Origin of the sequence: Allobranchiibius sp. CTAmp26 (assembly GCF_017565405.1) — a bacterium.
Taxonomy (GTDB): Bacteria; Actinomycetota; Actinomycetes; order Actinomycetales; family Dermatophilaceae; genus Allobranchiibius.
This window is the reverse complement of sequence record NZ_JAGEKR010000003.1, coordinates 132,415-156,316: the sequence shown is the minus strand read 5'-3', so window position 1 is coordinate 156,316 and position 23,902 is coordinate 132,415. Positions and strand designations below refer to the sequence as shown.

The window sequence follows — 23,902 nt, the reverse complement described above, 5'->3', positions numbered from 1 at the left end:
TTACCGATCCGTAACATGCACCCTGCCCCGCGTCTCGCGAAGGAATTTCATGAGCACCACCACTCGTCAGCGTGTCACCCTCCTCGACTTCGCCAAGGGCAGCCTGCGTGCGCTTCCCGAGCTACGTCACACCATCACGAAGGGCCCGGGTCTCACCCTCAAGCCCACGGCCGTGATGTCCATCGGGTCGGTGTTCCAGGAGGAAGCGGCCGCGCATCCGGACCGCCCGTTCCTCAAGGGCGGCGACCGCGTCATCACCTACGGCGAGGCGAACGCGCAGATCAACCGGTACGCGTACACGCTGATCGGTGAGGGGGTGCAGCGCGGCGACGTGGTCGGCCTGATGGCCGCCAACGACATCGAGAACCTCCTGGTGATGCTCGCGGTGGTCAAGCTCGGCGCGGTCGCCGGGCTGCTCAACTACAACCAGCGCGGCGAGGTGCTCGCCCACAGCATCGGGATCCTCGGTGCCCGCGCGGTCGTGATCGGTGACGACCTGGGCGACGACCTCGCGAGCGCGGGCGACATCGTCACCTCCCAGCACGTGCTGACCATGTCGGAGCTGAAGCAGATGTCGCTCGGGGCGTCGAGCGAGGACCCGAAGGTCACCGCGCAGATCGTCGCGAACGAGCGCGCGTACTTCATCTTCACGTCGGGGACCACGGGCATGCCCAAGGCGTCGGTGATGAGCCACTTCCGGTGGCTGAAGTCGTACGGCGGTCTCGGCGCGCTCGGCGTCCGGCTGAACGGTGAGGACACCCTCTACTGCTCCCTGCCGCTGTACCACAACAACTCCGTGACGGTCGCGCTCGGCGCCGTCCTGCACGGGGGAGCGGCCATGGCGGTGGCGCCGAAGTTCTCGGCGAGCAAGTTCTGGGACGACGTACGTCACTACGACGCGACCTCGTTCGTCTACATCGGCGAGCTGTGCCGCTACCTGCTCGCGCAGAAGCCGTCCCCGGACGACACCCGGCACGGGATCCGCGTCATCGTCGGCAACGGACTGCGCGCGGACATCTGGAAGGAGTTCCAGGAGCGGTTCGCCGTCAAGCGGATTGCCGAGTTCTACGGCGCCAGCGAATGCAACATCGCCTTTATCAACGCGCTCGACGTCGACGAGACCGCCGGCATGTGCCCGCTGCCGCACAAGGTGGTGGCCTACGACGACGAGACGGGTGAGCCCCGCCGCAATGCCCGCGGCCGGTTGGAGACGGTCCGGGTCGGCGAGGTCGGGCTGCTCCTGGCCAAGGTGACCGACCGCCAGCCGTTCGACGGCTACACCGACGACGACGCCTCCGAGCGGAAGCTGGTGCGCAACGGTTTCAAGAGCGGCGACTGCTGGTTCAACACCGGTGACCTCGTGCGCAAGCAGGGCATGCAGCACGTGGCGTTCGTCGACCGGGTCGGTGACACGTTCCGCTGGAAGGGCGAGAACGTCGCCACCACCCAGGTCGAGGCGGCGCTCGGGCACGCCCACGACGTCGAGGACTGCACGGTCTACGGCGTCGAGGTGGCAGGCACCGACGGCAAGGCCGGCATGGCCGCCGTACAGCTCGTCGAGGGCGCGAGCTTCGACGGTCGGGTGATGGCCGACCACCTCATCGACAGCCTGCCGACGTACGCCGTCCCGCTCTTCATCCGGCTCGTCGCGACCCTGGAGCACACCAGCACCTTCAAGAGCCGCAAGGTCGAGTTGCGCGATCAGGGATTCCAGGACGCCGGTGGGGACGAGGTCTTCGTGCTCGCCAAGGCCGAGTACGTGCCGCTCTACGATGGCTACGCCGACGAGGTCGCCGCGGGCAAGGCACCCAGCTACCGCTGAGCCTAGCGCTTTCACGATCGAGCGGAGGGGTCCGCGCTCGAGTGGAGGGGTGATTTCACCTCCGCTCGGCCGCGGACGCCTCCGCTCGATGCGTGGTGGTCAGCGGTGGGTGAGCAGCCGCGCGATCTCCAGGTGGCTGATCTCGTTGAAGGTCAGCAGGTGCGGGCCCGACTTGTCGACCTGCAGCCGCGTCACCCCGGTGTTGTAACCGGCCATCGACAACTCGCGCCAGGTCGGGTCGGTCTGCCCTCCGAGCAGTCGGGTGACCACCCAGGCGATCACCCCGATGGACGACACGACCAGCGTGCGTTCACCCTCCTGCGTGGCGGCCACCAGTCCGTCGAGCGCGCGCGTGACCCGATCGGTGAAGGCCGCGAACGTCTCGCGGTAGTCCTCGTCGTGCTCCCCTCCGGCCCAGCGCAGGATGGCGTTGACGAACATGTCCTCGAACGCCGCACGTGGTCGCAGCGTGCGGACCATGTCGGCCTTGAGCACCAGCATGTTGCGGTACGCCGGCTTGTAGCCGGTGATGACCTCCACGTGGTCCAACTCGTTCCACGCCGGGTCGCTGTCGACCTCGAGGTCGTCCAGCTGTGCGCCGGCCATGATCTCGGCGACGGTCTGCTGGTGGCGTTTCATCGAGCCGCACAGGATCCGGTCCGGGCGCCACTCGCGCCGCTGGAAGGATTCGCCGAGCGCGCGTGCCTGTTGGCGACCGATCGGCGAGAGCTGGTCGTAGTCGGCCTTGCCGAACGACGCCTGTCCGTGGCGGACCAGGAAGACCGAGCGCGTCATACGGCGATGATCGCACTGGGAGGTCCGGCAGCCGCCGCGGACACCCGGGCCGTGCCGTCGACGGGGGGTCAGATGCTCCGCAGGGATCCGTCCGCGGCGACCGTGTAGCGCAGGACGGCCGAGCTCTCCAGGTTGTGGACCGGCAGTGAGGTCGGCGAGAGGGACGATCCGGTCGCGGCAGAGGACGTCGGGAGGTAGCGGTAGCCGGTCGCGACACCGGCGGCCTGCGCGGTGCCGGGCATCGCGGACACCCCCACGACGGCGACGCCGGCGCCGGCGCAGACAGCGGCGAGCGTACGACGCAGCCGGTGTGACGGACGGGAGTCGATGGGGGCGCTGGCGGCGGGAGAAGTAGTCATGAGGAGAGAGTGACGGCGTCGTCTATGGGGTTGCTGTGCCATTCCGGTGAGGCGGCGATGATGCGCAATCTCGTTGTCGATCAAACGGATCGGAGTCGCGTGGGTGGTCCACGGCGGGGTCGGGACCGCCGGCCTGCGACGATGAGCGCATGCGGTTGATGCTGATACGGCACGGACAGACCCCCGCGAACGTCGAGGGCTCCCTCGACACCTTCCTGCCCGGTCCGGGCCTGACCGATCTCGGTGCGCGGCAGGCGTCCGCGTTGGTCGACGCGCTGGCCGAGCGTGAGGTGCAGGCCGTGTTCGCCTCCGAGGCGACCCGCGCGCAGCTCACCGCGGAGCCGCTGGCGGCAGCACGCGGCCTGCCGGTCGAGGTGCTGCCGGGGGTGTACGAGGTGCAGGCGGGCGCGCTGGAGCGGCGTACCGACGAGACCAGCATCACGGCGTACATCACGACGCTGCGGCTGTGGCGGGAGGGCGATCTGGACGCGTCCACACCCGGTGGCGAGGACGGGCATCAGATGCTGAAACGGGTCGATGCTGCTGTCGACGCGATCTGCGACCGCGGGCTGGACGCAGCGGTGCTCGTCAGTCACGGCGCGCTCATCCGCACCTGGTCGGGGTTGCGGTGCGCGGGCACTGGCCAGCTCGCGGCCGAGTCGCTCGACAACACCGGCATCGTCACGCTGGAGGGCGACCAGACCTCCGGATGGCGGCTGGTCTCGTGGAACAACGCGCCGGCCGGCGGGCTGGAGGACGACCTGCCCGAGACCGCGCAGGCCGACCCCACCGGCGCCGGCTGAGCACCAGCCGTTGCCGGTTGTCAGCGGATCTGTGGCGCCGGCACCACAAAACCGCGGACAACCGCGGTCGGGTGCGAGCCTGCTACCGGCCCACCGGCGGTCGGGTGACCAGGATCCCGTCCTCGTCGCTCCAGAGCTGTGCGCCGGGGTGGAACGTGATGCCGCCGAACGACACCGGCACATCGACCTCGCCGGCACCGGTCTTGGCGCTCTTGCGCGGATTGCTGCCGAGCGCTTTGACCCCCAGATCCAGCGCCCGGAGCGCCGCCACGTCGCGGACGCACCCGTGGACGACCACCCCCGACCAGCCGTTCTCGAGGGCGGATCCGGCGATGACATCGCCCATCAGGGCGGTGCGCAGCGAACCTGCGCCGTCGATGACCAGCACCTTTCCTTCGCCGGGTGTCGCCAGCATCGACTTCACCAGCGCGTTGTCCTCCAGGCACCGGATGGTGACCACGGTGCCGGCGAACGCCGCCCGCCCGCCGTACTGGCGCAGCTGCAGTTCGCACGAATCCAGCTCGTCGCCACGCTCGTCGAAAAGGTCTGCGGTGCAGGTGACTTCAGCCATGCCGGGAGTATGCCGGTTAGATGGGTCGGGTGACGGGCAGCGATGACTATGTGGATATCGATGGCACACGGGTGCACTACGAGCGGCACGAGGGACCGGCGGATGGGCCGGCGTTCGTGCTCGTGCACGGGCTGGGTGGCTCTCTGGACAACTGGGGGGCGGTCGCGCCGATGCTCGCGGCACGTGGGACGGTCCTCAGCCTCGACCTCGGTGGCTTCGGCCTCACCCAGGTGCACCCCCGGGATGCCTCCGTACCGGCGAATCTGAAGCTTTTGCAACGGTTCACCGCCGAGATGGTCGGTCGGCCGGCCATCGTCGCCGGTAACTCGATGGGCGGGCTGCTGACGGCTCAGCTCACGGCCCGCGACCCCGAGGCGGTGGCGGGCGCAGTTCTCATCGATCCGGCGATCCCGCTGGTGTTCCGGGGATATCCGCACCGGGACGTGGTGCGGGACTTCGCCATGACCACGCTGCCCGGGCTGTCCAGGATCGCGGCCAAGCGGCTGGCGGCCAGCACGGTGCGTGACGAGGTCGAGCGCACCATCCGGATGGTGACCACCCGCTACGACGACATCGATCCCGACCTGATCGAGCGGCACGTGCGATTGTCCGAGCAGCGGATGTCGCAGCGCGGCACGGGCGCGAGTTTCGAGGTCGCCGGCCGGTCGCTGCTCACCATGCTCGGCCATCGCAAGCGCTACTACGGCGTCGTCGGACGGATCGCCAGACCGGTCTTGCTGCTGCACGGCGACCGCGACAAACTCATCAATGTGCGCTCCGCGCGCGCCCTCGCCAAGCGCAACCCGTCGTGGACCTACGTCGAGGGCGAAGGCATCGGGCACACACCGATGTTCGACTTTCCGGACTGGACCGCCGGACAGATCCTGCGTTGGCTGGACGCCCGTCCGGGGCTGGGAGTGCTCGCCCGGGGCTGAGGCCGCGGATTTGGCGGCGTACGACACGTCTGTGCACAGTGGAGGCATGTCCCGATCCCTGCGACGCACCATCGCTGTGCCTGCCCTGCCCCTCGCTGCCCTTGCCGGAACGCTCGTCCTGTCCGCGTGCAACGACGGTGGCAGCACCGCCGGCAGCAGTTCGACCAGCACCCCGAGCTCGACGACGACGTCGGTGAGCAGCTCGGCGAGCCCGACCCCCAGCAGCTCCACGACGAGCCCCAGCCCGACCTCGACCGCCAACACCGCGCTCAGCAAGGCGTGCCTCGGTTCGACAGCGCGAGTCGCCGCCGCCACCATCCGGTGGAACGCCGCACTGCTGACCAAGAAGACCAGTGTGATCCGGCCCGCCGCCGACAACTACCGCACCACGGCCGCCTCGATCCGGACGACGACCAAGGGCGCCGCGGACAAGACCTACACCACGCACATCGGCGCTGTCGCCAAGGACATGGAGACCCTGGCCGCGCAGAGCTCCGCCGGCAGGACTGCCTCCGGTGTCGCGCTCAGCCGCGACAGCAAGGCCCTCGCCAGCTACTGCCAGGGCAAGGTCGTCAGCTGACCCGAACCCCTGCCTCGACAGGGTGGGGGCGTCTACGCCGAAGCGGGCATGACCTTCGGCGACGTCCCGTTCTACCTGACGGTCACCTGCTGAGGGGTCGACGGGCCGGCCGGATCTTCGGTCAGTGCCGGTCCGGCTCGTCGCCCTCCTGCTCCACCTTCGCGACCCGGTCCTGCGCCGTACGCCGGTCGGCCTGCGCCTGATCCAGCGTCGTCTTCGCCGCGCGGACGGCCGCACGTGCCTCGTCCAGTCGTGCCTGCGCACGCTCCACGGACTGCTGCGCTGCGTCGACCGCGTCGTCCGCGCGCTCCAGCCGAGCCTGCTCACGCGCGGAGCGGGCGGCTGCGGCGCGACGAGCCGCGTCCCGTTGCGCGGTCCGGCGCCGGTCGTCGTCCGCGGTCCGGTCGTTGTCGGACCTCTCGGTGGCTTTGCCGCCCTGCAGGAGGGTCAGCGGCGTTGCCAGAGCGTCGGACAGGTCGACCTCGCCGAATCCGCTGTAGCTCAGGGCCGTGACCAGCGCCCCGCTCTGGACGGCCTGCTGCGCCTGCGGGTCGGCGAGCGCGGCCGTGAAGGTGGCGCGCAGCTGTTCGCGGACGGCTGCCGTCACGCCGGACTCATCGGCGCACGCGCGCTCGGTGAGGTCGTCGATCAGCTGGTGTCGCTCGGCGCCCAGGGACTTCATGGCCGGAGCGTCGAGCTGCGACTGGGCGGTCCGCAGCCGCTCGCCGAGCGACTGCAGCTCCCGCAGGTCGCCGGTCGTGCTCAGCCGGTTGATCAGGTGAGCGGCGGCGCTCGGCTTGCGCAGCGCCTTGATCTGCGCGGCGAGGGCGCTGTCGCCGTCCTTCTTGGCCGCAGCCTCCAGCGTGCCGCGGGAGCGCACGAAGTCGGCGGGCGCCCCGGCGTACAGCTGGGCGACGGCGTCGGGGAGCGTCTGGGCGACCACGCGCCCATCTTCGCTCCTGCGGCGGCCCGGCCGGGCGACGTTCGCTCACCGAGCGCGGGCAAAACCGGTAGTGAGCGCCATACGGGACGTAGGTTTGCCGCATGGATGCAGATGTCATCGTCGTCGGAGCCGGGCTCGCGGGCCTGGTGGCTGCCGGTGAGCTGGTCGAGGCGGGCAAGCGGGTCGCCGTCGTGGAGCAGGAGAACGCCGCGAACCTCGGTGGCCAGGCGTGGTGGTCGTTCGGGGGGCTGTTCCTGATCGACACTCCCGAACAGCGCCGGATGGGCGTGCACGACTCGGCGGATCTGGCGTGGCAGGACTGGCAGGGCAGCGCTGCGTTCGACCGGCTGGGTGACGAGGACTCCTGGGCGCAGAAGTGGGCCCGCGCGTACGTCGACTTCGCCGCGGGGGAGAAGCGCTCGTGGTTGAAGGACAAGGGGATGAGCTGGCTCGCGCTGGTCGGGTGGGCCGAGCGTGGCGACGGACGCGCCGACGGCCATGGCAACTCGGTGCCGCGTTTCCACGTCACCTGGGGGACCGGCACCGGCGTGGTGAAGCCGTTCGTCGACGCGGCGCTGCAGGCTGCCGAGGCCGGGCGGCTCACCTTCCACCACCGGCACCGGGTGACCGAACTGGTCACCCAGGCAGGTGTGGTGACCGGCGTACGCGGTGACGTGCTGGCGCCCGACGACGCCCTGCGCGGTGCCCCTAGCACCCGGGACGTCGTGGGCGACTTCGAACTCACCGCGCAGGCCGTCGTGGTCACGACCGGCGGCATCGGCGGCAACCACGACATGGTTCGCGAGTGGTGGCCGCAGCGGCTCGGGTCCGCGCCGAAGCACATGCTGACCGGCGTGCCGGCGTACGTCGACGGCGCGATGATCAAGGTCGCCGAGGACGCCGGTGCCCGCACGGTCAACCGCGACCGGATGTGGCACTACACCGAAGGCATCGCCAACTACGCGCCCGTCTGGCCGCAGCACGCGATCCGCATCCTGCCCGGCCCGTCGCCGATGTGGTTCGACGCGCTCGGACGGCGGCTGCCGATGCCGTGCTGGCCGGGCTACGACACGCTGTCCACCCTGCGTCATCTGCGGACGACGCCGGACCTCGCCGAGCACGACCATTCGTGGTTCATCGTGACCCAGAAGATCATCGCCAAGGAGTTCGGTCTGTCCGGCTCGGAGCAGAACCCGGACATCACCGACCGCGACCTGCGTGCGCTGGCCTCCCGGGTCACCTCTGCGGCTCCGCCGCCGGTGCAGGCGTTCATGGACAAGGGTCCCGACTTCGTGGTCGCCGACGGCCTGCGCGAGCTGGTCGACGGCATGAACAAGCTCACCGACGAGCCGCTGCTGGAGCACGACCTGATCGAGCGGCAGCTGGTGGCGCGGGACCGCGAGGTGGCGAACAAGTACGCCAAGGACGCTCAGGTCACGGCGATCCACGCCGCCCGTCGCTACCGCGGCGACCGTATCGCGCGCGTCGTCGCGCCGCACCGGATCCTCGACCCGGCCGCGGGCCCGCTCATCGGCGTCAAACTGCACATCCTCACCCGCAAGTCGCTCGGTGGGATCCAGACCGACCTCTCGTCGCGGGCGCTCGGTCACGACGGCGCTCCCGTGCCGGGGCTGTACGCCGCAGGCGAGGCCGCCGGGTTCGGCGGCGGCGGTGTGCACGGGTACAACTCCCTGGAGGGCACCTTCCTCGGTGGATGCATCTTCTCCGGACGCGCCGCCGGGCGCGCCGCGGCGGCTGCCGTCGGGTGACGCCGACGACGCGTGGGATGCTCCCGCTATGACGACGCGCTGGGCCACGCCGTGGGCGCGGGGTGACGAAGAACCGTCCCGACCCGCGGAGCCCGCCGACATGGGTGAGCAGCTGTCACGAGGCTCGACCGCCGCGGACGAGGGTCCCAAACGCCCGATCGACGACGTCAGCTTCGGTGTGCAGGTGGCGGCCTGGTGGTCGATCTGCGTGCTGCTCATCCTGGCGGCCATTACCGCGCTCGGTGCGTTGCTCTCGCACGTCTACCTCGTCACGGTGACCATCACGATCGCCGTGATGCTGTGCGCGCTGCTCGAGCCCGCCGTGCGCATCCTGCGCGGGTTCGGGCTGCCGCGTCCGCTCGCCGCCCTGCTCGTCTTCGTGCTCGGCATCGCGGCGATCGCCTTCCTCACCTGGTACGCCCTCTCGCAGATCGCGGCTGCCAAGGACGTCCTGATCACCCAGGTGCAGGACGCTGCGGACACGATCCGGCACTGGCTGGTCCACGGACCGCTGCACGTCGCGCCCGCGCAGGCGGACAAGTACACGACCAACCTCGGCGACACGCTGGCGCAGAACCAGGGCAACATCCTCTCCGGGGTCGCCTCGCAGGCCAGCGGAGCGCTCGGCATCCTGTCCGGCGCGGTGCTCTGCCTCTTCGCGACGCTCTTCATGCTGCTCGACAACGGCTCGATGTGGCGGTGGGTGGTGCGTCTCGCGCCGGTCCACAGCCGCGCTCACGTGGCGACCGCCGGGGCGGCCGCCTGGCGCACGCTCACGGCGTACATGCGCAGCCTGGTGCTGCTCGGCGGCATCAACGCGCTGGCGATGGTGCCGGCCATGTGGATCGCCGGTCTGCCCCTGGTCGCGCCGCTGGCGGTGCTGATCTTCCTCGGTTCGCTGGTGCCGCTGATCGGGGTGATCGTCGCCGGGGTCATCGTCTGCCTCATCGCCCTGGTGACCAAGGGCGTCGCCACCGCGATCGTGATGGCCGTGGTGCTGGTGCTCATCGTGCAGCTGTTCGGCAACCTGCTCAACCCGATCATCCTGGGCAAGGCCGTCGACCTGCATCCGCTGGCGATCCTGGTCACCGTCACCGCCGGCACGCTGCTCGCCGGGGCGTTCGGCGCCTTTGTGGGCGTGCCGCTCGTCGCAGTCCTCAACAACGGCGTCAAAGCCATCCGCAACGGTCGCTCGCCCGACTCGCAGGAGGTCTGAGCGATGTCGCACGCGTACCCCGGACCGCTGCGGCGGCTGGCGTTGCGCGCGTACCGGGTGCTGCCCGCCGGGCCGAGTCACCTGGCGACCCGGGTGGTCCTGCCGACGTGGGGGCTCGGCGCGGTCGCGTTCATCGAGTACGACGGTCGGGTGCTCGCGCTGCGACAGATCCACCGCTCCGGGCTGTCGCTGCCCGGTGGCCACGTCGATCGCGGGGAGCAGCCGGCCGAGGCCGTGATCCGCGAGGTCTGGGAGGAGACGGGGCTGCGCATCACGCCCGGTGACGCCTTCACCACCGTCTTCGATCACCGATCGCGCGTTGCCGACGTGATCTACCGGGTGCAGTGCGACCGCGAACCGAAGGTGCGCGTCGCGAGCGAAGCCATCGGATACGAGTGGGTCGACCCGGACGACTGGCCCCAGGGCGAGGCCGACGAGTCCACCCGACGGATCTTGCAGGGGGCCGTCCACGCGCGTACGACGCCGCAGCCGGGGAGCCTGGTGGCAGGCGACTGACCGCGCTCGGTTCCTTGCCATCGAGTGGAGGGGTCCCCCGACGAGTGGAGGGGAGATATCACCTCCACTCGAGCGCGGACCCCTCCGCTCGACGGATGGGGCGTGATCAGGTCGTGAGGAGGACCTTGCCGATCTGGCTGGACTCGCCCAGGATCCGGTGCGCCCGCGGAGCCTCGGCCAACGGCAGCCGCTCGTGCACGATCGGCCGGACGCGGCCGTCGGCGATCAGCGGCCAGACCTGCTCGCGTACGGCAGTGACGATCTCGGCCTTCTCGTCGCGCGGGCGGGCCCGCAGACCGGTGGCCGTCACGGTGCCCCACTTGCGCAGCAGCGCACTGAGGTCGAGCTCGCCCGTGGCGCCGCCCAGCATCCCGATCGTCACCAGACGGCCGTGCGGGGCGAGCGCGCGGACGTTCTGCGGGAGGTACTTGGCGCCGATGCCGTCCAGGATCACGTCGGCGCCGTGGCCGTCGGTGGAGTGGTCGAGTTCGTCGGCGAAGTCCTGGTCGCGGTAGTTGATGAGGATGTCCGCGCCGAGTGCACGGCAGGCTGCCAGCTTGTCCGGGGAGCCGGCCGTGGTGGCGACCCGCGCGCCGAACGCATGCCCCAGCTGGATCGCCATGGTGCCGATACCGCTCGAACCGCCGTGCACCAGAAGGGTCTCGGACTCCTTCAGACCTCCGACCATGAAGACGTTGGACCACACGGTGCACACGACCTCCGGCAGTGCGGCGGCGTCGACGACGCTCACACCGGACGGGATGGGCAGGAGCTGTCCGGCCGGGACGACGACCCGCTCGGCGTAACCGCCACCGGCCAGCAGCGCGCACACCTCGTCCCCGACCCGCCAGCCCTCGACCCCGTCGCCGACCTCGGCAATCCGCCCGCTCACCTCGAGACCGACGATCTCGGACTCACCCGGCGGCGGCGGATAGAAACCCTGGCGCTGCATCAGGTCGGCGCGGTTGACGCCCGCGGCGGCGACCTCGACGACGACTTCACCGGCGCCGGGGGTGGGGTCGGGCACGTCGGCGAGCGTCATGACGTCTTCGTCGCCGAATTCCGGGAGCGTGATGGCCTTCATCCCTCGACCGTAGTCATGGCCCGACCGGGTGCGTCGGGCGGCGGCACTGGTGCAATGAGCTGCCGCGTGCAGGGCGCCTCATCGAGCCGCTCCTTCAGCTGGTGCCGGGCGGTCCGGTCAGATCGCCCGGGGTGTCCACGTCGTGGGCCGCCGTGGCGGTGACGTCGTACGCCGAGCTGCGCAGCCGGCGTACCCAGCTCATCAGCGACGCGCCTACCGGGTCCGGTGGCAGCGCCGACCGTGCCGCGGCGGTTCGGCAGGCCAGCAGCAACGGCTGCATGCGCCCGTCCGGCGTCCGCCCGACGACGGCGTCGACATCCTCGGGTGCGCGGGACAGTTGCTCGGTGAGCGCGACGGCGGTGCCCGCGGCGTACGGCATGTCGGCGCCGACGAGGACGAAAGTGGGAGTGGCGAGCGACGCGAGTCCGGCGGCCAGCGCGGCGAGCGGACCCGCGAACGCCGGTTCCTCGCGCACCCAGGTGACCGTTCGGGCCGTCGTTCGGCGCGGACCCACGGCCACGATCGGCCAGTCGGGCGGCAGGGTGTCCAGCACGTGGTCGAGCAGCGGTCGCCCGTCGAGCGGCGCGCGGGTCTTGTCGGAGCCGAAACGGGAGGACCGGCCGCCGCAGAGCACGATCGCCGTGAGGTCCATGCGCCCAGTCTGTCCCCCGCTCTGCTCCCACCCCGAGTGGCAGACATATGTTTCGAGTGGCGCACTCGTTGGTATGCCACTGGATACATAGGTACGCCACTCGGCGGGGAAGGGGACGTCGTGATCGGTGACCGCTGGGGCGTGACCGACGAGGAGGTCGCCCGCGCCTTCCCCTGTGACGCCGTGGTGCCGGATCCGGTCCTGCAGGCCTGGCGAGGGGTGACGGTGCATGCCCCGGCGGGGCGGGTGTGGTCGTGGATCGGGCAGATCAGGCTGGCGCCGTACTCCTACGACTGGATCGACAACGCGGGTCGGCGCTCGCCTGACCGGTTGAGTGACCTGCCGGCGCCGGTGGTCGGCGAACACTTCACCGCGGTGGCCGGGCGGCCGCAGGGACGGATCCTGTCCGTCGTACCCGATCAGCAGCTGACCGCGCAGATCATGGGCGCGGTGATGTCGTACGTCCTGGTGCCGATCGACGGGTCGACCCGGTTGCTGCTCAAGGTGGTCATGGCGCGCGGCCGCCTGATCGCGCCGCTCGTATCGGTCGGCGACCTGGTGATGGCGCGTCGCCAACTGCTCAATCTGAAGGGTCTCGCGGAAGCCGGCACGGCACGGGTCTAGCGTCGGAGATATCAGCTGGTCTCACGAAACGGAGCGCCTCATGCCCGATGTACTGATCCCCGGCCCGGACCACCCCATCACTGTGGAGCCGACCACCCGCCACGTCGTCGTACGCGTGGGGGACACCGTGGTGGCCGACACCCGGTCGGCACTGGTGCTGCAGGAATCGACCTACCCCCCGGCGTACTACCTACCGCCCAGCGATGTCGACCCGCTGCTGTTGCGCGCGAGCGACACCACCAGCCACTGCCCGTACAAGGGGGATGCGACGTACCGCGACATCCAGACGGACACCGGCACGGTGCACGACGCCATCTGGGTCTACGAGCACCCGCACGACGCGGTCGCCGAGATCGAGGGCCACATGGCGTTCTACCCCGATCGGGTGGACATCTCCGTCGAGGACTAGGCAGCCCACCTTCCGTCGAGTGGCGCACATATCCATCGAGCGGCGCACTCGTACCTACGCCACTGGATACATATGTATGCCACTCGGCGGGTCAGGGGCGGTGGCCGAGCCGGTAGGACAGGTCGGCGGCCGCTCGCACCGTCGCCGTCGCCAGTGCGTCGACGGTCCCACCGCCGAAGTGGTCGTGCGGATAGGTGACCGCGACACCCGCAACGGGATGCGCGTTGTGGTCGAGCACGGCGGCCGCGACGGACGCGAACCCCCGCGTGACGGAGTCCTTCTCGACGGCGTACCCCCGCTGGCGCACCTGCGAGAGCTCGGAACGCAGCGCGGTTAGCGACGTCGCGCCCCGTGCCGCGCGCTGCACGAACGCCGCGCGGTCCGGATAGAGCGCCCGCACCTGCGCTGCGGGCAGAGCCGCGAGCATCGCCAGACCCGACGCGGTGAGTTGGGCCGGCAGCCGTACCCCCACATCGGTCACCAGTGACGGCCGGCCGGGCGCCCGCTCCTCGATGACGTAGAGCACGTCGCGCCCGTGCAGCACCACGAGGTGTGCCGTGTGCGTCGTGGTGTCGACCAGGCGGGTGAGGCCCACGCGGGCGATGCGCTGCAACGGCGCCTGCCGGTTGTACGCCGACCCCAGCTCGAACGCGGACACGCCCAGACCCCAGCGTTTCTCCTCGGTGAGGTGGGTGACGAAACCGCGCTCACGCAGAGTCGCGAGCAGGTGATAGGTCGTGGACCGGGGCAGCCCGACCTCGCGCGCGAGCGTGGCCGCGGGCACCGGCTCCGCGTGCCCGGCCATGGCCTGCAGGATGGCGAGCACCTGCCCAGCCGCCGGGGCGTTGTCGCTGGCCACCGTCGTACCGACCTCTCCGGGGACGCGCCGCGACGGGCTTGTCTCGGATACGAGACACGATATGCCTCCCGGTCGTAGTGCTCACCACCGCGGGCGCGGTGCAATGGGGGCATGACGCAGACCGCAGTCGAGCAGGGCACCCAGAACGAGGTGGAGGTCGGCATCGGACCGCTCACCATCGAGCAGGTCGTCGACGTGGCGCGAGGGGGTGCCTCCATCCGGCTCAGCGAGGAGTCGCTGGCCGAGGTGCGCAACAGCCGCCGAATCATCGACCGCCTGGCCGACGACGCGATCCCGCACTACGGCATCTCCACCGGCTTCGGTGCGCTCGCGACCAAGCACATCCCGTTGGAGCAGCGGAAGCAGCTGCAGCGCAGCCTGATCCGCTCGCATGCGGCAGGGTCCGGCCCAGAGGTCGAGCGCGAGGTCGTGCGCGCCACGATGCTGCTGCGCATCTCCACCCTCGCGACCGGCCGCACGGGCATTCGTGAGGAGACGTTGGCGGCGTACGTCGCGATGCTGAACGCCGGGATCACGCCCGTCGTGCACGAGTACGGCTCGCTCGGCTGCTCCGGCGACCTCGCGCCGCTCGCACACTGCGCTCTCGCCCTGATGGGGGAGGGCCCGGTGCGGAATGCAGCCGGCGCCGTGAAGGAGGCCGGTGAGGCGCTCGCCGAGGCCGGGATCGACCCGGTCGAGCTGCAGGAGAAGGAGGGACTCGCGCTCATCAACGGCACCGACGGAATGCTCGGGATGCTGTGCATGGCCATCGTCGACCTGCGCCTGCTGCTCACCACCGTCGACATCTCGGCCGCGATGAGCGTCGAAGGGCTGCTCGGCACCGACGACGTCTTCGCGGCCGATCTGCACGCGCTGCGCCCGCACACCGGGCAGGCGCTGAGCGCCGCGAATCTGCGGATCGTGCTGGCCGACAGCGAGATCCGAGAGAGCCATCGCGACCCGGCAGCCTGCACGAGGGTGCAGGACGCGTACTCGCTGCGCTGCGCGCCGCAGGTGGCCGGGGCGGCGCGTGACACCCTGGCGCACGCCGAGCTGATCGCGTCGCGCGAACTCGCCGCGGCGGTCGACAACCCGGTCGTGACCACGGACGGCCGCGTGGAGTCCAACGGCAACTTCCACGGCGCTCCGGTCGCCTACGTGCTGGACTTCCTGGCGATCGTGGCGGCCGACGTCGCCTCGATGAGCGAACGACGTACCGACCGGTTCCTGGACCCGGCGCGCAACGCCGGCCTGCACGCGTTCCTGGCCGATGACCCCGGCGTGGACTCCGGCTACATGATCGCCCAGTACACCCAGGCCGCGATCGTCTCCGAGCTGAAGCGCCTCGCGGCGCCGGCCAGTGTCGATTCGATCCCGTCGAGCGCCATGCAGGAGGACCACGTATCGATGGGGTGGTCCGCCGGGCGCAAGCTGCGGCGCACGGTCGACGGCCTCACGCGGGTGCTGGCGATCGAGATGCTCACTGCCGCACGGGGAATCGCGCTGCGGGCGCCGCTCGCTTCGTCGCCCGGCACGGCAGCAGTCGTGCGCGCGCTCCCCGGCCCCGGACCCGACCGCTTCCTGGCCCCCGACATCGAGGCCGCCGTGCAGCTGGTCGCCTCCGGCGACGCCGTGCGGCACGCCGAGGGTGTCGTCGGACGACTCTCATGACACCACCCCGGCAGGACGCGAAGATGAACCACACCACCACGGCACGGAGGAAATGATGGAAGGCGCACGCCCGGTCCGCGCACCCCGCGGCACGACTCTCTCCGCACGGTCCTGGTCGACCGAGGCACCCATGCGGATGCTCATGAACAACCTCGACCCGGAGGTGGCCGAACGCCCCGACGATCTGGTCGTCTACGGCGGCACCGGTCGCGCCGCCCGCGACTGGCGGTCCTTCGACGCCATCGTGCGCACCCTGCAGACGTTGCGCGAGGACGAGACCATGCTCGTGCAGTCCGGCCGGCCGGTCGGAGTCATGCAGACCCACGAGTGGGCGCCGCGGGTGCTCATCGCCAACTCCAACCTCGTGCCCGACTGGGCGACCTGGCCGGAGTTCCGGCGGCTGGAGCACCTCGGCCTGACGATGTACGGGCAGATGACCGCGGGTTCGTGGATCTACATCGGCACCCAGGGCATCGTGCAGGGCACGTACGAGACGTTCGCGGCCGTGGCCGAGAAGCGTTTCGGCGGCACCCTTGCGGGCACGCTGACCTTGACGGGCGGCTGCGGTGGGATGGGTGGCGCTCAGCCACTGGCTGTCACATTGAACGATGGCGTCTGTCTGATCGTCGACGTCGACGAGACGCGCCTGCGGCGCCGTGTCGACCACCGTTACCTCGACGAGGTCGCCGACGACCTCGACGACGCGGTCGCGAAGGCGTTGGCCGCCAAGCGAGCCCGCCGCGCGTACTCCGTCGGTGTGGTGGGCAACGCGGCGGTGGTCTTCCCCGAGCTGCTCCGTCGTGGCGTGGAGATCGACATCGTCACCGACCAGACGAGCGCTCACGATCCGCTCTCCTACCTCCCGGACGACGTCGATCTCGGCGACTGGCACGACTACGCCGACAAGAAGCCGGAGGACTTCACCGACCGCGCCCGCGCGTCGATGGCACGCCAGGTCAAGGCCATGGTGGAGTTCCAGGACGCGGGCGCCGAGGTCTTCGACTACGGCAACTCGATCCGCGATGAGGCCCGACACGGCGGGTACGACCGGGCGTTCGAATTCCCGGGCTTCGTGCCTGCGTACATCCGGCCGCTCTTCTGCGAGGGCAAGGGCCCCTTCCGCTGGGTGGCGCTCAGCGGCGACCCGAAGGACATCTACGCGACCGACAAGGCCGTGATGGACCTCTTCCCCGACAACGATCGCCTGCAGAAGTGGATGCGCGGCGCCAAGGAGAAGATCGCCTTCCAGGGGCTGCCGGCACGGATCTGCTGGCTGGGCTACGGCGAGCGCGACAAGGCCGGCCTCGCCATCAACGACCTGGTCGCCAGCGGCGAGGTATCCGCCCCGATCGTCATCGGGCGCGACCATCTCGACTGCGGCTCGGTCGCGTCGCCGTATCGCGAAACCGAAGCGATGGCAGACGGATCCGACGCGATCGCGGACTGGCCGCTGCTGAACGCCATGGTCAACACCGCGTCCGGCGCCAGCTGGGTGTCCATCCATCACGGTGGTGGCGTCGGCATCGGCCGCTCGCAGCACGCCGGTCAGGTCACCGTCGCCGACGGCACTGCGCTGGCGGCTGAGAAGCTGCGTCGGGTGCTCACCAACGACCCGGGCATGGGCGTCATCCGGCACGTCGACGCGGGATACGACCGCGCGGAAGAGGTCGCGGAGGCCCGCGGAGTGCGCGTGCCGATGCGCGAGGGCTGAGCGGTGCCGACGGACACGTCGTACGCCGGTTTCGACCGGATGTGGGCTGACCTGCAGCCGGTCGGCCGCGTTGCCTCCGGCGGCTACCGGCGGTTCGCGTGGACCCGCGAGGACCACACCCTGCGCGAGTGGTTCGCCGGGGAGTGCTCTGCGCGCGGCCTGGACCTCGTCGAGGACCGGATGGGCAACCAGTGGGCGTGGTGGGGCGACCCGGACGTCGCGCCCGGAGTGGTCGCAGGATCGCACCTGGACTCCGTGCCGGACGGCGGTGCGTACGACGGTCCGCTCGGTGTGGTGAGCGCGCTTGCCGCGGTGGATGCTCTGCGGGACAGCGGATTCCGGCCCGAACGCCCGATCGGAGTGGTCAACTTCGGCGACGAGGAGGGTGCCCGCTTCGGGGTGGCCTGCGCCGGCTCACGGGTGATCACCGGGGAGCTCGACGCCGACCGCGCGCTCGGTCTCACCGACGCCGACGGCGTCACGATGGGCGAAGCGCTCCAGCGAGCGGGACGCCCCACCACCATCGGCACGGACGAGGACACCGTGAGCCGGATCGCCAGCTTCGTCGAGCTGCACGTCGAACAGGGCCGTGCGATGGCGGACGCCGACCGCTACGCCCAGGACGGCGCGGCGGTGGCGATCGGCACCGACATCTGGCCGCACGGTCGCTGGCGACTCGATTTCGCGGGGGTGGCCAATCACGCGGGCACGACGCGACTGGAGGACCGGCACGACGCGATGCTCGCCTGTGCGGTGGCGGTCGCCGAGGCGCGCGGTCTGGCAGACAAGCACGGGTGCGTGGCGACGGTCGGCAAGCTGCAGGTCGAACCCAATGGGGTGAACGCCATCCCGTCGCACGTCACCGCGTGGCTCGACGCACGGGGAGCCGACGAGGCGGCTGTGCTCGCGATGGTCGAGGAACTCTCGGAGCGCGCGGCGGCCGACGTGAGCCGCGAGTCGTGGACTCCGACGACCGCGTTCGACACGTCACTGGCCGCTCGATTGCAGACGGTCCTGGGTGACGTGCCCATGCTCGGCACCGGTGCCGGACACGACGCGGGCATCCTCTCGAACGCGGGCGTCAGCACCGCGATGCTCTTCGTACGCAACCCCACCGGCGTCTCGCATTCACCCGAGGAGTTCGCGGAGCAGGCCGACTGCCATGCCGGCGTACGCGCACTCACCGCCGTCCTGCGGGACCTGGCCGGATGACCGCCTACTGGGCAGCGCACGCCCTGCTGCCGACCGGGATCGCCACAGACGTTCGCTTCGAGATCGACGGCGGCCGCTTTACGTCGGTGCGGCCCGGGCAGCCGCAGGGTGACGCGCACCGGCTGCCCGGCGTCGTGCTGCCGGGCTTGGCCAACTGCCACAGCCACGCGTTCCATCGGGCGCTGCGAGGGCGTACCCATGCCGGCGGCGGGACGTTCTGGACCTGGCGCGATGGCATGTACGACGTTGCGGCGCAACTGGATCCGGACAGCTACCTGCGGCTTGCGCGGGCGACGTACGCAGAGATGGCCCTGGCCGGGATCACCAGCGTGGGGGAGTTCCACTACCTGCACCACGCGCCGGGCGGCCGCCCGTACGACGATCCGAACGCGATGGGTGAGGCGCTACGACAGGCCGCCCGCGACGCCGGGGTGCGCCTCACGCTGCTGGACACCTGTTACCTCGCGGGCGGACTGACCGACGACGGACACGAGCCGCTGAACGCCGAGCAGTTGCGCTTCGGCGACGTCGACGTCGACGCCTGGGTCGATCGCATGCAGGCGCTGCGGGAGGACGACACCACCCGGATCGGGTCCGCCATCCACTCCGTCCGCGCCGTGCCCCGCGAAGCCATCCCGACAGTGGTGGCCGCCACCGGTGAGCGGCCGCTGCACGTGCACCTGTCCGAGCAACGCGCCGAGAACGACACGTGCGTGCGGTATTACGGCGTCACGCCGACTCGGCTGCTACAGGACGGTGGCGCGCTGACGGCGCGCACCACCGCTGTGCACGCCACCCACCTCACCCAGGACGACATCGGCCTGCTGGGTCGGGCCGAGACGACCGCGTGCTTCTGCCCGACCACCGAGCGCGACCTCGCCGACGGCATCGGGCCGGCCCGCAGGCTGAGCGACGCGGGCGCCCATCTCAGCCTCGGCAGCGACCAGCACGCGGTGATCGACCTCTTCGAGGAGGCGCGGGCGCTGGAGATGCACGAGCGCCTCACGTCTCACGAGCGCGGTCGTTTCACTCTGACGGGGCTGCACCAGGCGCTCACCGCCCACGGCAGTCTGGCCTGGCCCGATGCGGGGGCACTTGCGCAGGGGTCACGAGCGGATCTCGTTGCGGTGTCGACCGACTCGGTGACCACGGCGGGTTCCGCCCCGGCCCAGATCTTCTACGCCGCCACGGCGGGCGACGTGCACACAGTGATCCGCGACGGCGATCTGGTCGTCGAGGGCGGGCGACACGTCCTGGGCGATGTCGGCACCCTGCTGACCGACGCCATCGACCCGCTCTGGGAGGACGCACGATGACCAGCACCGTCGTCACGAACATCGGCGAGCTCGTCACTGTCGACGACACCCGCGGCGACGAGCTCGGCATCGTGCCCGATGCGGCCCTGGTGGCGACCGACGGCCGGATCGAGTGGATCGGATCAGCGGCCGCCGCACCCGCTGCCGACCGGTCGATCGACGTCGAATGCCGTTGTGTGCTGCCGGGATTCGTCGACAGCCATTCGCACCTCGTCTTCGCCGGCGACCGGTCGGCGGAGTTCGAGGCCCGGATGACCGGCACGCCGTACGACGGGGGCGGCATCGCGCTCACGATGGCGGCCACCCGCGCCGCGACCGATGATGAGCTGCGGGCCCTCGTAGGCCGCCGGGTGGCGGAGATGCGCGCGCAGGGCACGACCACCGTGGAGATCAAGAGCGGGTACGGACTCACCCCGCACGATGAGGCACGGGCGCTGCGGATCGCGAGCGAGTTCACCGCCGAGACCACCTATCTGGGCGCACACGTCATCCCGCCCGACGCACGCGACGACCGCGCCGCGTACCTCGACCTGGTGACCGGGGACATGCTGGCCGCCTGCGCGCCGTACGCCCGGTGGATCGACGTCTTCTGCGAACCGCACAGCCCGCACGCCTTCACCGAGGAGGAGTCGCGGCGGGTGCTGCGCGCGGGCCAGGACGCGGGCTTGCTCGCGCGCGTGCACGGCAACCAGCTCGGCCGGGGTCCCGGAGTGCGGCTCGCCGTCGAGGTCGGTGCGGCGAGCGTCGACCACTGCACCTATCTGACCGGCGACGACGTCGACGCCCTCGCCGGGTCCGACACCGTGGCGACCCTGCTGCCTGGGGTGGAGTTCTCCACGCGTTCCCCGTATCCCGACGGGGGCGCGCTCCTCGACGCCGGCGTGCGGGTCGCCCTCGCGACCGACTGCAACCCCGGCACCTGCTATTCCAGCTCGATGCCGTTCGTCATCGCGCTCGCGGTGCGCGAGATGGGCATGACCCCGGCGCAGGCGGTCCGCGCGGCCACCTCCGGGAGTGCCCATGCGCTGCGACGGGACGACATCGGCGTGCTCCGGGTCGGTGCCCGGGCCGATCTCACCGCGCTGGACGCCCCCAGCTATCGGCACCTGCCGTACCGGCCCGGTGTCCCGTTGGCTCACGTGATTCTGGACGGGACCTGAGCGCGGGTTAGCCTTACCTTCGTGACCGATGCCTCTCCCGACCCCGCCCTGGTGGAGATCGGTCATGCCTGCGCGGACTTCGCCCGGACCGGCGACGCCACCCGGCTCGCCGCGTACGTCGACCGTGGCGTGCCCGTCGACCTCACCGACGCCTCCGGCAACAGCCTGCTGATGCTCGCGGCCTACCACGGGCACGCCTCCGCGGTGAAGGCCCTGATCGAGCGTGGCGCCGACGTCAACCGGCTCAACGACCGGGGTCAGTCCCCGTTGGCCGGTGCCGTGTTCAAGGGTGAGGACACCATCGTCTGGGTGCTGCTCGAGGCCGGCGCCGACGTCGACGCCGGCAGCCCGTCGGCCGCCCAGACCGCCGAACTCTTCGGCCAGGGCGACCTGCTGCGCTGAGCGACCCGGCCGCGTACGGCGACCGCGTGGGGAAGTGACCGTGTGGCCGACAACATGGGCTGAGCGGTGGTGCGCGCGTCGGAAAGTGACCGCACCGCCGACAATTCGCGCGCTCGGCCGACGATGCGTGCGTTGCGGTTACGACCGCACGCACTGTCGGACGCAGCGCGGCTACACGAATCAATTGCCGCGCATCTGATCGCGTGAGCGGGCACAGTGACGGGCATGGAACTCCCCGCCCTGATGTGTCGCTACGCAGACCGCTTCGCCGCCCTGAGTTCCGGCAAGCACCACGTCGGGTCACCATTGGGCGCGTGGCTGGTGCTCGCCCTCGCGGCGCCCGCGGCGTCCGGCGAGCTGGCGGATGAAATAGCTGACGCCCTCGGCGCCGACGTCGACACCGCACATCACGCGGCGAGCGAGCTGCTCGCCCACCCGCATCCGGCGGTGTCCGCGGCGGCGGCTGCCTGGAGGAGAGACGGCCCGCCTGGACTGGACCAGTGGCTGGCCACCCTGCCCGCCGAGGTCGAGACGGGCGGCGTCCCCACCCAGGATCAGGCCGATGCGTGGGCGCGCGACCACACCCTCGGACTCATCCACCGATTCCCCCTGAACACCGAGGAATCCGCCGTCCTGCTCGCGTCGGCGCTGGCCGCCCGGGTCACCTGGGCGACGCCGTTCGAGATCGCCGACGCAGCTGATCTGTTGGGTCCGTGGAGCACCACCCTGCATCGGGTGCTGCGCGCATCTCGCTTGCTCGGCCACACGGCGTTCATTGCCAACACCGAACGGGCGGGGCTCGTCGCCGTCCACAGCGCGCTGGCCGACGACCTGGAGGTCACGTCCGTCATCGCCGACCCCGCCGTGGCAGCGGCCGACGTCCTCGCCGCCGCCCACGAGATCGCGGCTGCGGAGGGCCACGCCCGCGCGGGTCCCGGAGCCGTCTCGCTCTTCGACCTCCCGATCGGCGAGAACGCCCAGTGGACGATCACCGAGGAACGCGCCGAGGAACGCGGCGAACGCGTGGATGCCCTGCTCCCTGCCTGGAGCGCCAGCAGCGAACACGATCTGCTCACGGAGGCTTCGCTCGGTTTCGTGGCGGCGGGGGACGCGCTGCAGCAGCTCGCCGGCCTCCCTCACCCAGCGAAGGCCGTGCAGAGTGCGGTCGCCCGGTACGGCCGGCGGGGGTTCGAAGCCGCAGCGGTGACAGTCCTCGGAATTCCTGCAAGTGGCCGCGTGGCCAGGCCGTCGGGTCCTTATCGCACCGCCACCCTCCGGTTCGGCCACCCGTACGCCGTCGTGGCCACCGCCCTGGGGTCCACACCGGGCGATCCGTGGCAGGGGCTCCCCGTCTTCGCCGCGTGGATCGCCGAACCCGACGACGCGCAGGACTGATCTCGATCAACCGAACTGCGTGTCGGGGCGTCTCAGAAACGTGAGCAGTCTTCGTCCGACCCGGACCCGTCGCCGGACGGTCACGGCCTGGGTGGCGGCGGGCGTCGGGTGCGCGGCGCTGGCGGCATGCGGCTCGGCACCGGCACCCCGTCCGGGGCACGTCACGACCCCGAGCAAGGTCTCGCAGGTCCTGGCGTCGACGCACAAGACGCAGACGTCGACCGAAACGCGCCGCTTGATCGACCTCGTCACGGTCCCGGCCGGGGCATCCCCGCTGACCACGGCGCCCGAGATGCTGCGCGGTCCGGCGATGGGCGCTCAGATGTCGGCGTCTCTCGTCGATACGTCGCGGTTGTGGCGGGTGCCGATGACGATGGGGCAGTCCGCGACCTGGCTCGCCGCGCACGCGCCGCGCGGACTGACCGCGACCGGTTCGGGGAACTCCACCACCGGCTCCGTCGTCACCAGCATGGGGTGGAGCTACGCCGACGATCGGCGGAGCACGGCCTGGCAGAACGCGATGCTCGACATCGGGATCGCACCGGACGGCGTGAACGGCAGCGTATGGCGCGCCGACGGGATCGCGCTCTGGATGGATCCCACCCCGGCAACCGCACCCGTCGGCGGCAGACGACTCGCTGTCACGGTGGCGGGCGGCTGCCCTGGCAGTGACAGAGGCGCCATCAACGTCACACGCGGACCGGCAACTTCATTGCTGCCCGCGGGGTCGCCGACAGCCGGATTGATCTGCTCCTACAACGGGCTCAACGGTGCAGCGTCCGCGCTGCGGTCCCAGGCCCGGCTGGGCACCGCTCAGGCGGGTCGGCTGGCGCGCAGCGCGACCGCGATCGACCTCGCTCACACCGATGGCGGCGTCACCAGTTGCCCCATGGACGACGGATCCGTCACCGTCATCGCGCTCATCTACGCCGACGGAAGGGATGCGTCCCTGTGGGCGAACGAGACCGGATGTCGCTCGGTCTCCAACGGCACCATCGATGCCGACGACTACTCCTCCGTCTTCAACTTCGTCACCGCAGCGGCAGCACTCCTCCCTCGCTGACGGGGCGGATGCAGGCGTCGAGCCGGTCGGCGAAG

Annotated in this window: 24 protein-coding genes; 17 read left to right on the top strand and 7 right to left on the bottom strand. The window is 70.8% G+C overall.

What is annotated here, in order from left to right; genetic code table 11:
• Positions 1 to 49: 49 nt before the first annotated feature.
• A complete protein-coding gene (locus J4030_RS02680) occupies positions 50 to 1,822 on the top strand; it encodes a long-chain-acyl-CoA synthetase (protein WP_208047654.1) in 1,773 nt (590 codons plus the stop codon).
• 99 nt (positions 1,823 to 1,921) lie between these two features.
• Here J4030_RS02680 and J4030_RS02675 read toward each other — a convergent pair whose 3' ends face one another.
• On the bottom strand, positions 1,922 to 2,617 hold the full coding sequence (locus J4030_RS02675; RefSeq protein WP_208047653.1) for a histidine phosphatase family protein: 696 nt from the start codon (positions 2,615 to 2,617) through the stop codon (positions 1,922 to 1,924).
• A 68-nt stretch (positions 2,618 to 2,685) separates the two neighbouring features.
• Positions 2,686 to 2,976, bottom strand: a complete 291-nt coding sequence (locus tag J4030_RS02670; protein ID WP_208047652.1) for a hypothetical protein — start codon at positions 2,974 to 2,976, stop codon at positions 2,686 to 2,688.
• A 149-nt stretch (positions 2,977 to 3,125) separates the two neighbouring features.
• Here J4030_RS02670 and J4030_RS02665 point away from each other — a divergent pair, with 149 nt between their 5' ends.
• The gene (locus tag J4030_RS02665; protein ID WP_208047651.1) at positions 3,126 to 3,779 is read left to right on the top strand and encodes a histidine phosphatase family protein; all 654 of its coding nucleotides are present in this window, start codon (positions 3,126 to 3,128) and stop codon (positions 3,777 to 3,779) included.
• 82 nt (positions 3,780 to 3,861) lie between these two features.
• Here J4030_RS02665 and rraA read toward each other — a convergent pair whose 3' ends face one another.
• A complete protein-coding gene (rraA, locus tag J4030_RS02660) occupies positions 3,862 to 4,350 on the bottom strand; it encodes a ribonuclease E activity regulator RraA (RefSeq protein WP_208047650.1) in 489 nt (162 codons plus the stop codon).
• Positions 4,351 to 4,379: 29 nt separating this feature from the next.
• On the opposite strand from rraA, the gene J4030_RS02655 reads away from it, so the two are divergent.
• Together J4030_RS02655 and J4030_RS02650 are read left to right on the top strand one after the other, a co-directional pair.
• Positions 4,380 to 5,285, top strand: a complete 906-nt coding sequence (locus J4030_RS02655; RefSeq protein ID WP_208047649.1) for an alpha/beta fold hydrolase — start codon at positions 4,380 to 4,382, stop codon at positions 5,283 to 5,285.
• Positions 5,286 to 5,331: 46 nt separating this feature from the next.
• Positions 5,332 to 5,865: a hypothetical protein gene (locus J4030_RS02650; RefSeq protein WP_208047648.1), complete on the top strand. Its 534-nt coding sequence runs from the start codon at positions 5,332 to 5,334 to the stop codon at positions 5,863 to 5,865.
• Between the two features lie 121 nt (positions 5,866 to 5,986).
• On the opposite strand, the gene J4030_RS02645 is transcribed toward J4030_RS02650, so the two are convergent.
• On the bottom strand, positions 5,987 to 6,808 hold the full coding sequence (locus tag J4030_RS02645; RefSeq protein WP_208047647.1) for a hypothetical protein: 822 nt from the start codon (positions 6,806 to 6,808) through the stop codon (positions 5,987 to 5,989).
• Between the two features lie 101 nt (positions 6,809 to 6,909).
• Between J4030_RS02645 and J4030_RS02640 the strand changes: the two genes are divergently transcribed.
• The 3 genes from J4030_RS02640 to J4030_RS02630 are packed head-to-tail and all read left to right on the top strand — an operon-like array spanning position 6,910 to position 10,309.
• Positions 6,910 to 8,577, top strand: a complete 1,668-nt coding sequence (locus tag J4030_RS02640) for an FAD-binding dehydrogenase (RefSeq protein ID WP_208047646.1) — start codon at positions 6,910 to 6,912, stop codon at positions 8,575 to 8,577.
• Positions 8,578 to 8,605: 28 nt separating this feature from the next.
• Positions 8,606 to 9,793, top strand: coding sequence for an AI-2E family transporter (locus tag J4030_RS02635; RefSeq protein WP_208047645.1), 1,188 nt, complete (start codon positions 8,606 to 8,608; stop codon positions 9,791 to 9,793).
• A 3-nt stretch (positions 9,794 to 9,796) separates the two neighbouring features.
• Positions 9,797 to 10,309 (top strand): NUDIX domain-containing protein, encoded by a 513-nt coding sequence (locus J4030_RS02630; RefSeq protein WP_208047644.1) that lies wholly within the window; start codon positions 9,797 to 9,799, stop codon positions 10,307 to 10,309.
• Positions 10,310 to 10,415: 106 nt separating this feature from the next.
• Here the strand turns inward: J4030_RS02630 and J4030_RS02625 are convergent, their stop codons facing one another.
• Together J4030_RS02625 and J4030_RS02620 are read right to left on the bottom strand one after the other, a co-directional pair.
• The gene (locus tag J4030_RS02625) at positions 10,416 to 11,393 is read right to left on the bottom strand and encodes an NAD(P)H-quinone oxidoreductase (protein WP_208047643.1); all 978 of its coding nucleotides are present in this window, start codon (positions 11,391 to 11,393) and stop codon (positions 10,416 to 10,418) included.
• Between the two features lie 94 nt (positions 11,394 to 11,487).
• Positions 11,488 to 12,045 (bottom strand): molybdenum cofactor guanylyltransferase, encoded by a 558-nt coding sequence (locus tag J4030_RS02620; RefSeq protein ID WP_208047642.1) that lies wholly within the window; start codon positions 12,043 to 12,045, stop codon positions 11,488 to 11,490.
• A 120-nt stretch (positions 12,046 to 12,165) separates the two neighbouring features.
• Between J4030_RS02620 and J4030_RS02615 the strand changes: the two genes are divergently transcribed.
• Positions 12,166 to 12,669 (top strand): SRPBCC family protein, encoded by a 504-nt coding sequence (locus J4030_RS02615; RefSeq protein ID WP_208047641.1) that lies wholly within the window; start codon positions 12,166 to 12,168, stop codon positions 12,667 to 12,669.
• A 40-nt stretch (positions 12,670 to 12,709) separates the two neighbouring features.
• Positions 12,710 to 13,078, top strand: a complete 369-nt coding sequence (locus J4030_RS02610) for a DUF427 domain-containing protein (RefSeq protein ID WP_208047640.1) — start codon at positions 12,710 to 12,712, stop codon at positions 13,076 to 13,078.
• A 91-nt stretch (positions 13,079 to 13,169) separates the two neighbouring features.
• On the opposite strand, the gene J4030_RS02605 is transcribed toward J4030_RS02610, so the two are convergent.
• Positions 13,170 to 13,937 (bottom strand): IclR family transcriptional regulator, encoded by a 768-nt coding sequence (locus tag J4030_RS02605; RefSeq protein ID WP_307864526.1) that lies wholly within the window; start codon positions 13,935 to 13,937, stop codon positions 13,170 to 13,172.
• A 111-nt stretch (positions 13,938 to 14,048) separates the two neighbouring features.
• Between J4030_RS02605 and hutH the strand changes: the two genes are divergently transcribed.
• The 8 genes from hutH to J4030_RS02565 all read left to right on the top strand — a co-directional run bounded on the left by hutH (position 14,049) and on the right by J4030_RS02565 (position 23,867).
• Positions 14,049 to 15,608 (top strand): histidine ammonia-lyase, encoded by a 1,560-nt coding sequence (gene hutH, locus J4030_RS02600; RefSeq protein WP_208047639.1) that lies wholly within the window; start codon positions 14,049 to 14,051, stop codon positions 15,606 to 15,608.
• 55 nt (positions 15,609 to 15,663) lie between these two features.
• Complete coding sequence (gene hutU, locus J4030_RS02595; RefSeq protein ID WP_208047638.1) at positions 15,664 to 17,319, top strand: urocanate hydratase; 1,656 nt, start codon at positions 15,664 to 15,666, stop codon at positions 17,317 to 17,319.
• A gap of 39 nt (positions 17,320 to 17,358) precedes the next feature.
• Positions 17,359 to 18,531, top strand: a complete 1,173-nt coding sequence (locus J4030_RS02590) for an allantoate amidohydrolase (RefSeq protein WP_208047699.1) — start codon at positions 17,359 to 17,361, stop codon at positions 18,529 to 18,531.
• Entirely contained in the window at positions 18,528 to 19,847 is a 1,320-nt protein-coding gene (locus J4030_RS02585) for a formimidoylglutamate deiminase (RefSeq protein WP_208047637.1), read from the top strand. The genes J4030_RS02590 and J4030_RS02585 overlap by 4 nt, the downstream gene beginning before the upstream one ends.
• Positions 19,844 to 21,007: an imidazolonepropionase gene (gene hutI, locus J4030_RS02580; RefSeq protein WP_208047636.1), complete on the top strand. Its 1,164-nt coding sequence runs from the start codon at positions 19,844 to 19,846 to the stop codon at positions 21,005 to 21,007. Before J4030_RS02585 ends, hutI begins: the two co-directional genes overlap by 4 nt.
• A 21-nt stretch (positions 21,008 to 21,028) precedes the next feature.
• Complete coding sequence (locus J4030_RS02575; RefSeq protein WP_208047635.1) at positions 21,029 to 21,409, top strand: ankyrin repeat domain-containing protein; 381 nt, start codon at positions 21,029 to 21,031, stop codon at positions 21,407 to 21,409.
• A 225-nt stretch (positions 21,410 to 21,634) separates the two neighbouring features.
• The gene (locus tag J4030_RS02570; protein WP_208047634.1) at positions 21,635 to 22,804 is read left to right on the top strand and encodes a hypothetical protein; all 1,170 of its coding nucleotides are present in this window, start codon (positions 21,635 to 21,637) and stop codon (positions 22,802 to 22,804) included.
• Between the two features lie 40 nt (positions 22,805 to 22,844).
• Positions 22,845 to 23,867: a hypothetical protein gene (locus tag J4030_RS02565; protein WP_208047633.1), complete on the top strand. Its 1,023-nt coding sequence runs from the start codon at positions 22,845 to 22,847 to the stop codon at positions 23,865 to 23,867.
• The last annotated feature ends 35 nt before the right edge of the window (positions 23,868 to 23,902 follow it).

Coding starts and splice junctions, on each gene's coding strand:
- J4030_RS02610 (WP_208047640.1), top strand. CDS start 12,710: ATGCCCGATGTACTGATCCCCGGCCCGGACCACCCCATCACTGTGGAG.
- rraA (WP_208047650.1), bottom strand. CDS start 4,350: ATGGCTGAAGTCACCTGCACCGCAGACCTTTTCGACGAGCGTGGCGAC.
- hutI (WP_208047636.1), top strand. CDS start 19,844: ATGACCAGCACCGTCGTCACGAACATCGGCGAGCTCGTCACTGTCGAC.
- J4030_RS02675 (WP_208047653.1), bottom strand. CDS start 2,617: ATGACGCGCTCGGTCTTCCTGGTCCGCCACGGACAGGCGTCGTTCGGC.
- J4030_RS02670 (WP_208047652.1), bottom strand. CDS start 2,976: ATGACTACTTCTCCCGCCGCCAGCGCCCCCATCGACTCCCGTCCGTCA.
- J4030_RS02635 (WP_208047645.1), top strand. CDS start 8,606: ATGACGACGCGCTGGGCCACGCCGTGGGCGCGGGGTGACGAAGAACCG.
- hutU (WP_208047638.1), top strand. CDS start 15,664: ATGGAAGGCGCACGCCCGGTCCGCGCACCCCGCGGCACGACTCTCTCC.
- J4030_RS02590 (WP_208047699.1), top strand. CDS start 17,359: ATGTGGGCTGACCTGCAGCCGGTCGGCCGCGTTGCCTCCGGCGGCTAC.
- J4030_RS02680 (WP_208047654.1), top strand. CDS start 50: ATGAGCACCACCACTCGTCAGCGTGTCACCCTCCTCGACTTCGCCAAG.
- J4030_RS02620 (WP_208047642.1), bottom strand. CDS start 12,045: ATGGACCTCACGGCGATCGTGCTCTGCGGCGGCCGGTCCTCCCGTTTC.
- J4030_RS02585 (WP_208047637.1), top strand. CDS start 18,528: ATGACCGCCTACTGGGCAGCGCACGCCCTGCTGCCGACCGGGATCGCC.
- J4030_RS02630 (WP_208047644.1), top strand. CDS start 9,797: ATGTCGCACGCGTACCCCGGACCGCTGCGGCGGCTGGCGTTGCGCGCG.
- hutH (WP_208047639.1), top strand. CDS start 14,049: ATGACGCAGACCGCAGTCGAGCAGGGCACCCAGAACGAGGTGGAGGTC.
- J4030_RS02570 (WP_208047634.1), top strand. CDS start 21,635: ATGGAACTCCCCGCCCTGATGTGTCGCTACGCAGACCGCTTCGCCGCC.
- J4030_RS02625 (WP_208047643.1), bottom strand. CDS start 11,393: ATGAAGGCCATCACGCTCCCGGAATTCGGCGACGAAGACGTCATGACG.
- J4030_RS02665 (WP_208047651.1), top strand. CDS start 3,126: ATGCGGTTGATGCTGATACGGCACGGACAGACCCCCGCGAACGTCGAG.
- J4030_RS02650 (WP_208047648.1), top strand. CDS start 5,332: ATGTCCCGATCCCTGCGACGCACCATCGCTGTGCCTGCCCTGCCCCTC.
- J4030_RS02640 (WP_208047646.1), top strand. CDS start 6,910: ATGGATGCAGATGTCATCGTCGTCGGAGCCGGGCTCGCGGGCCTGGTG.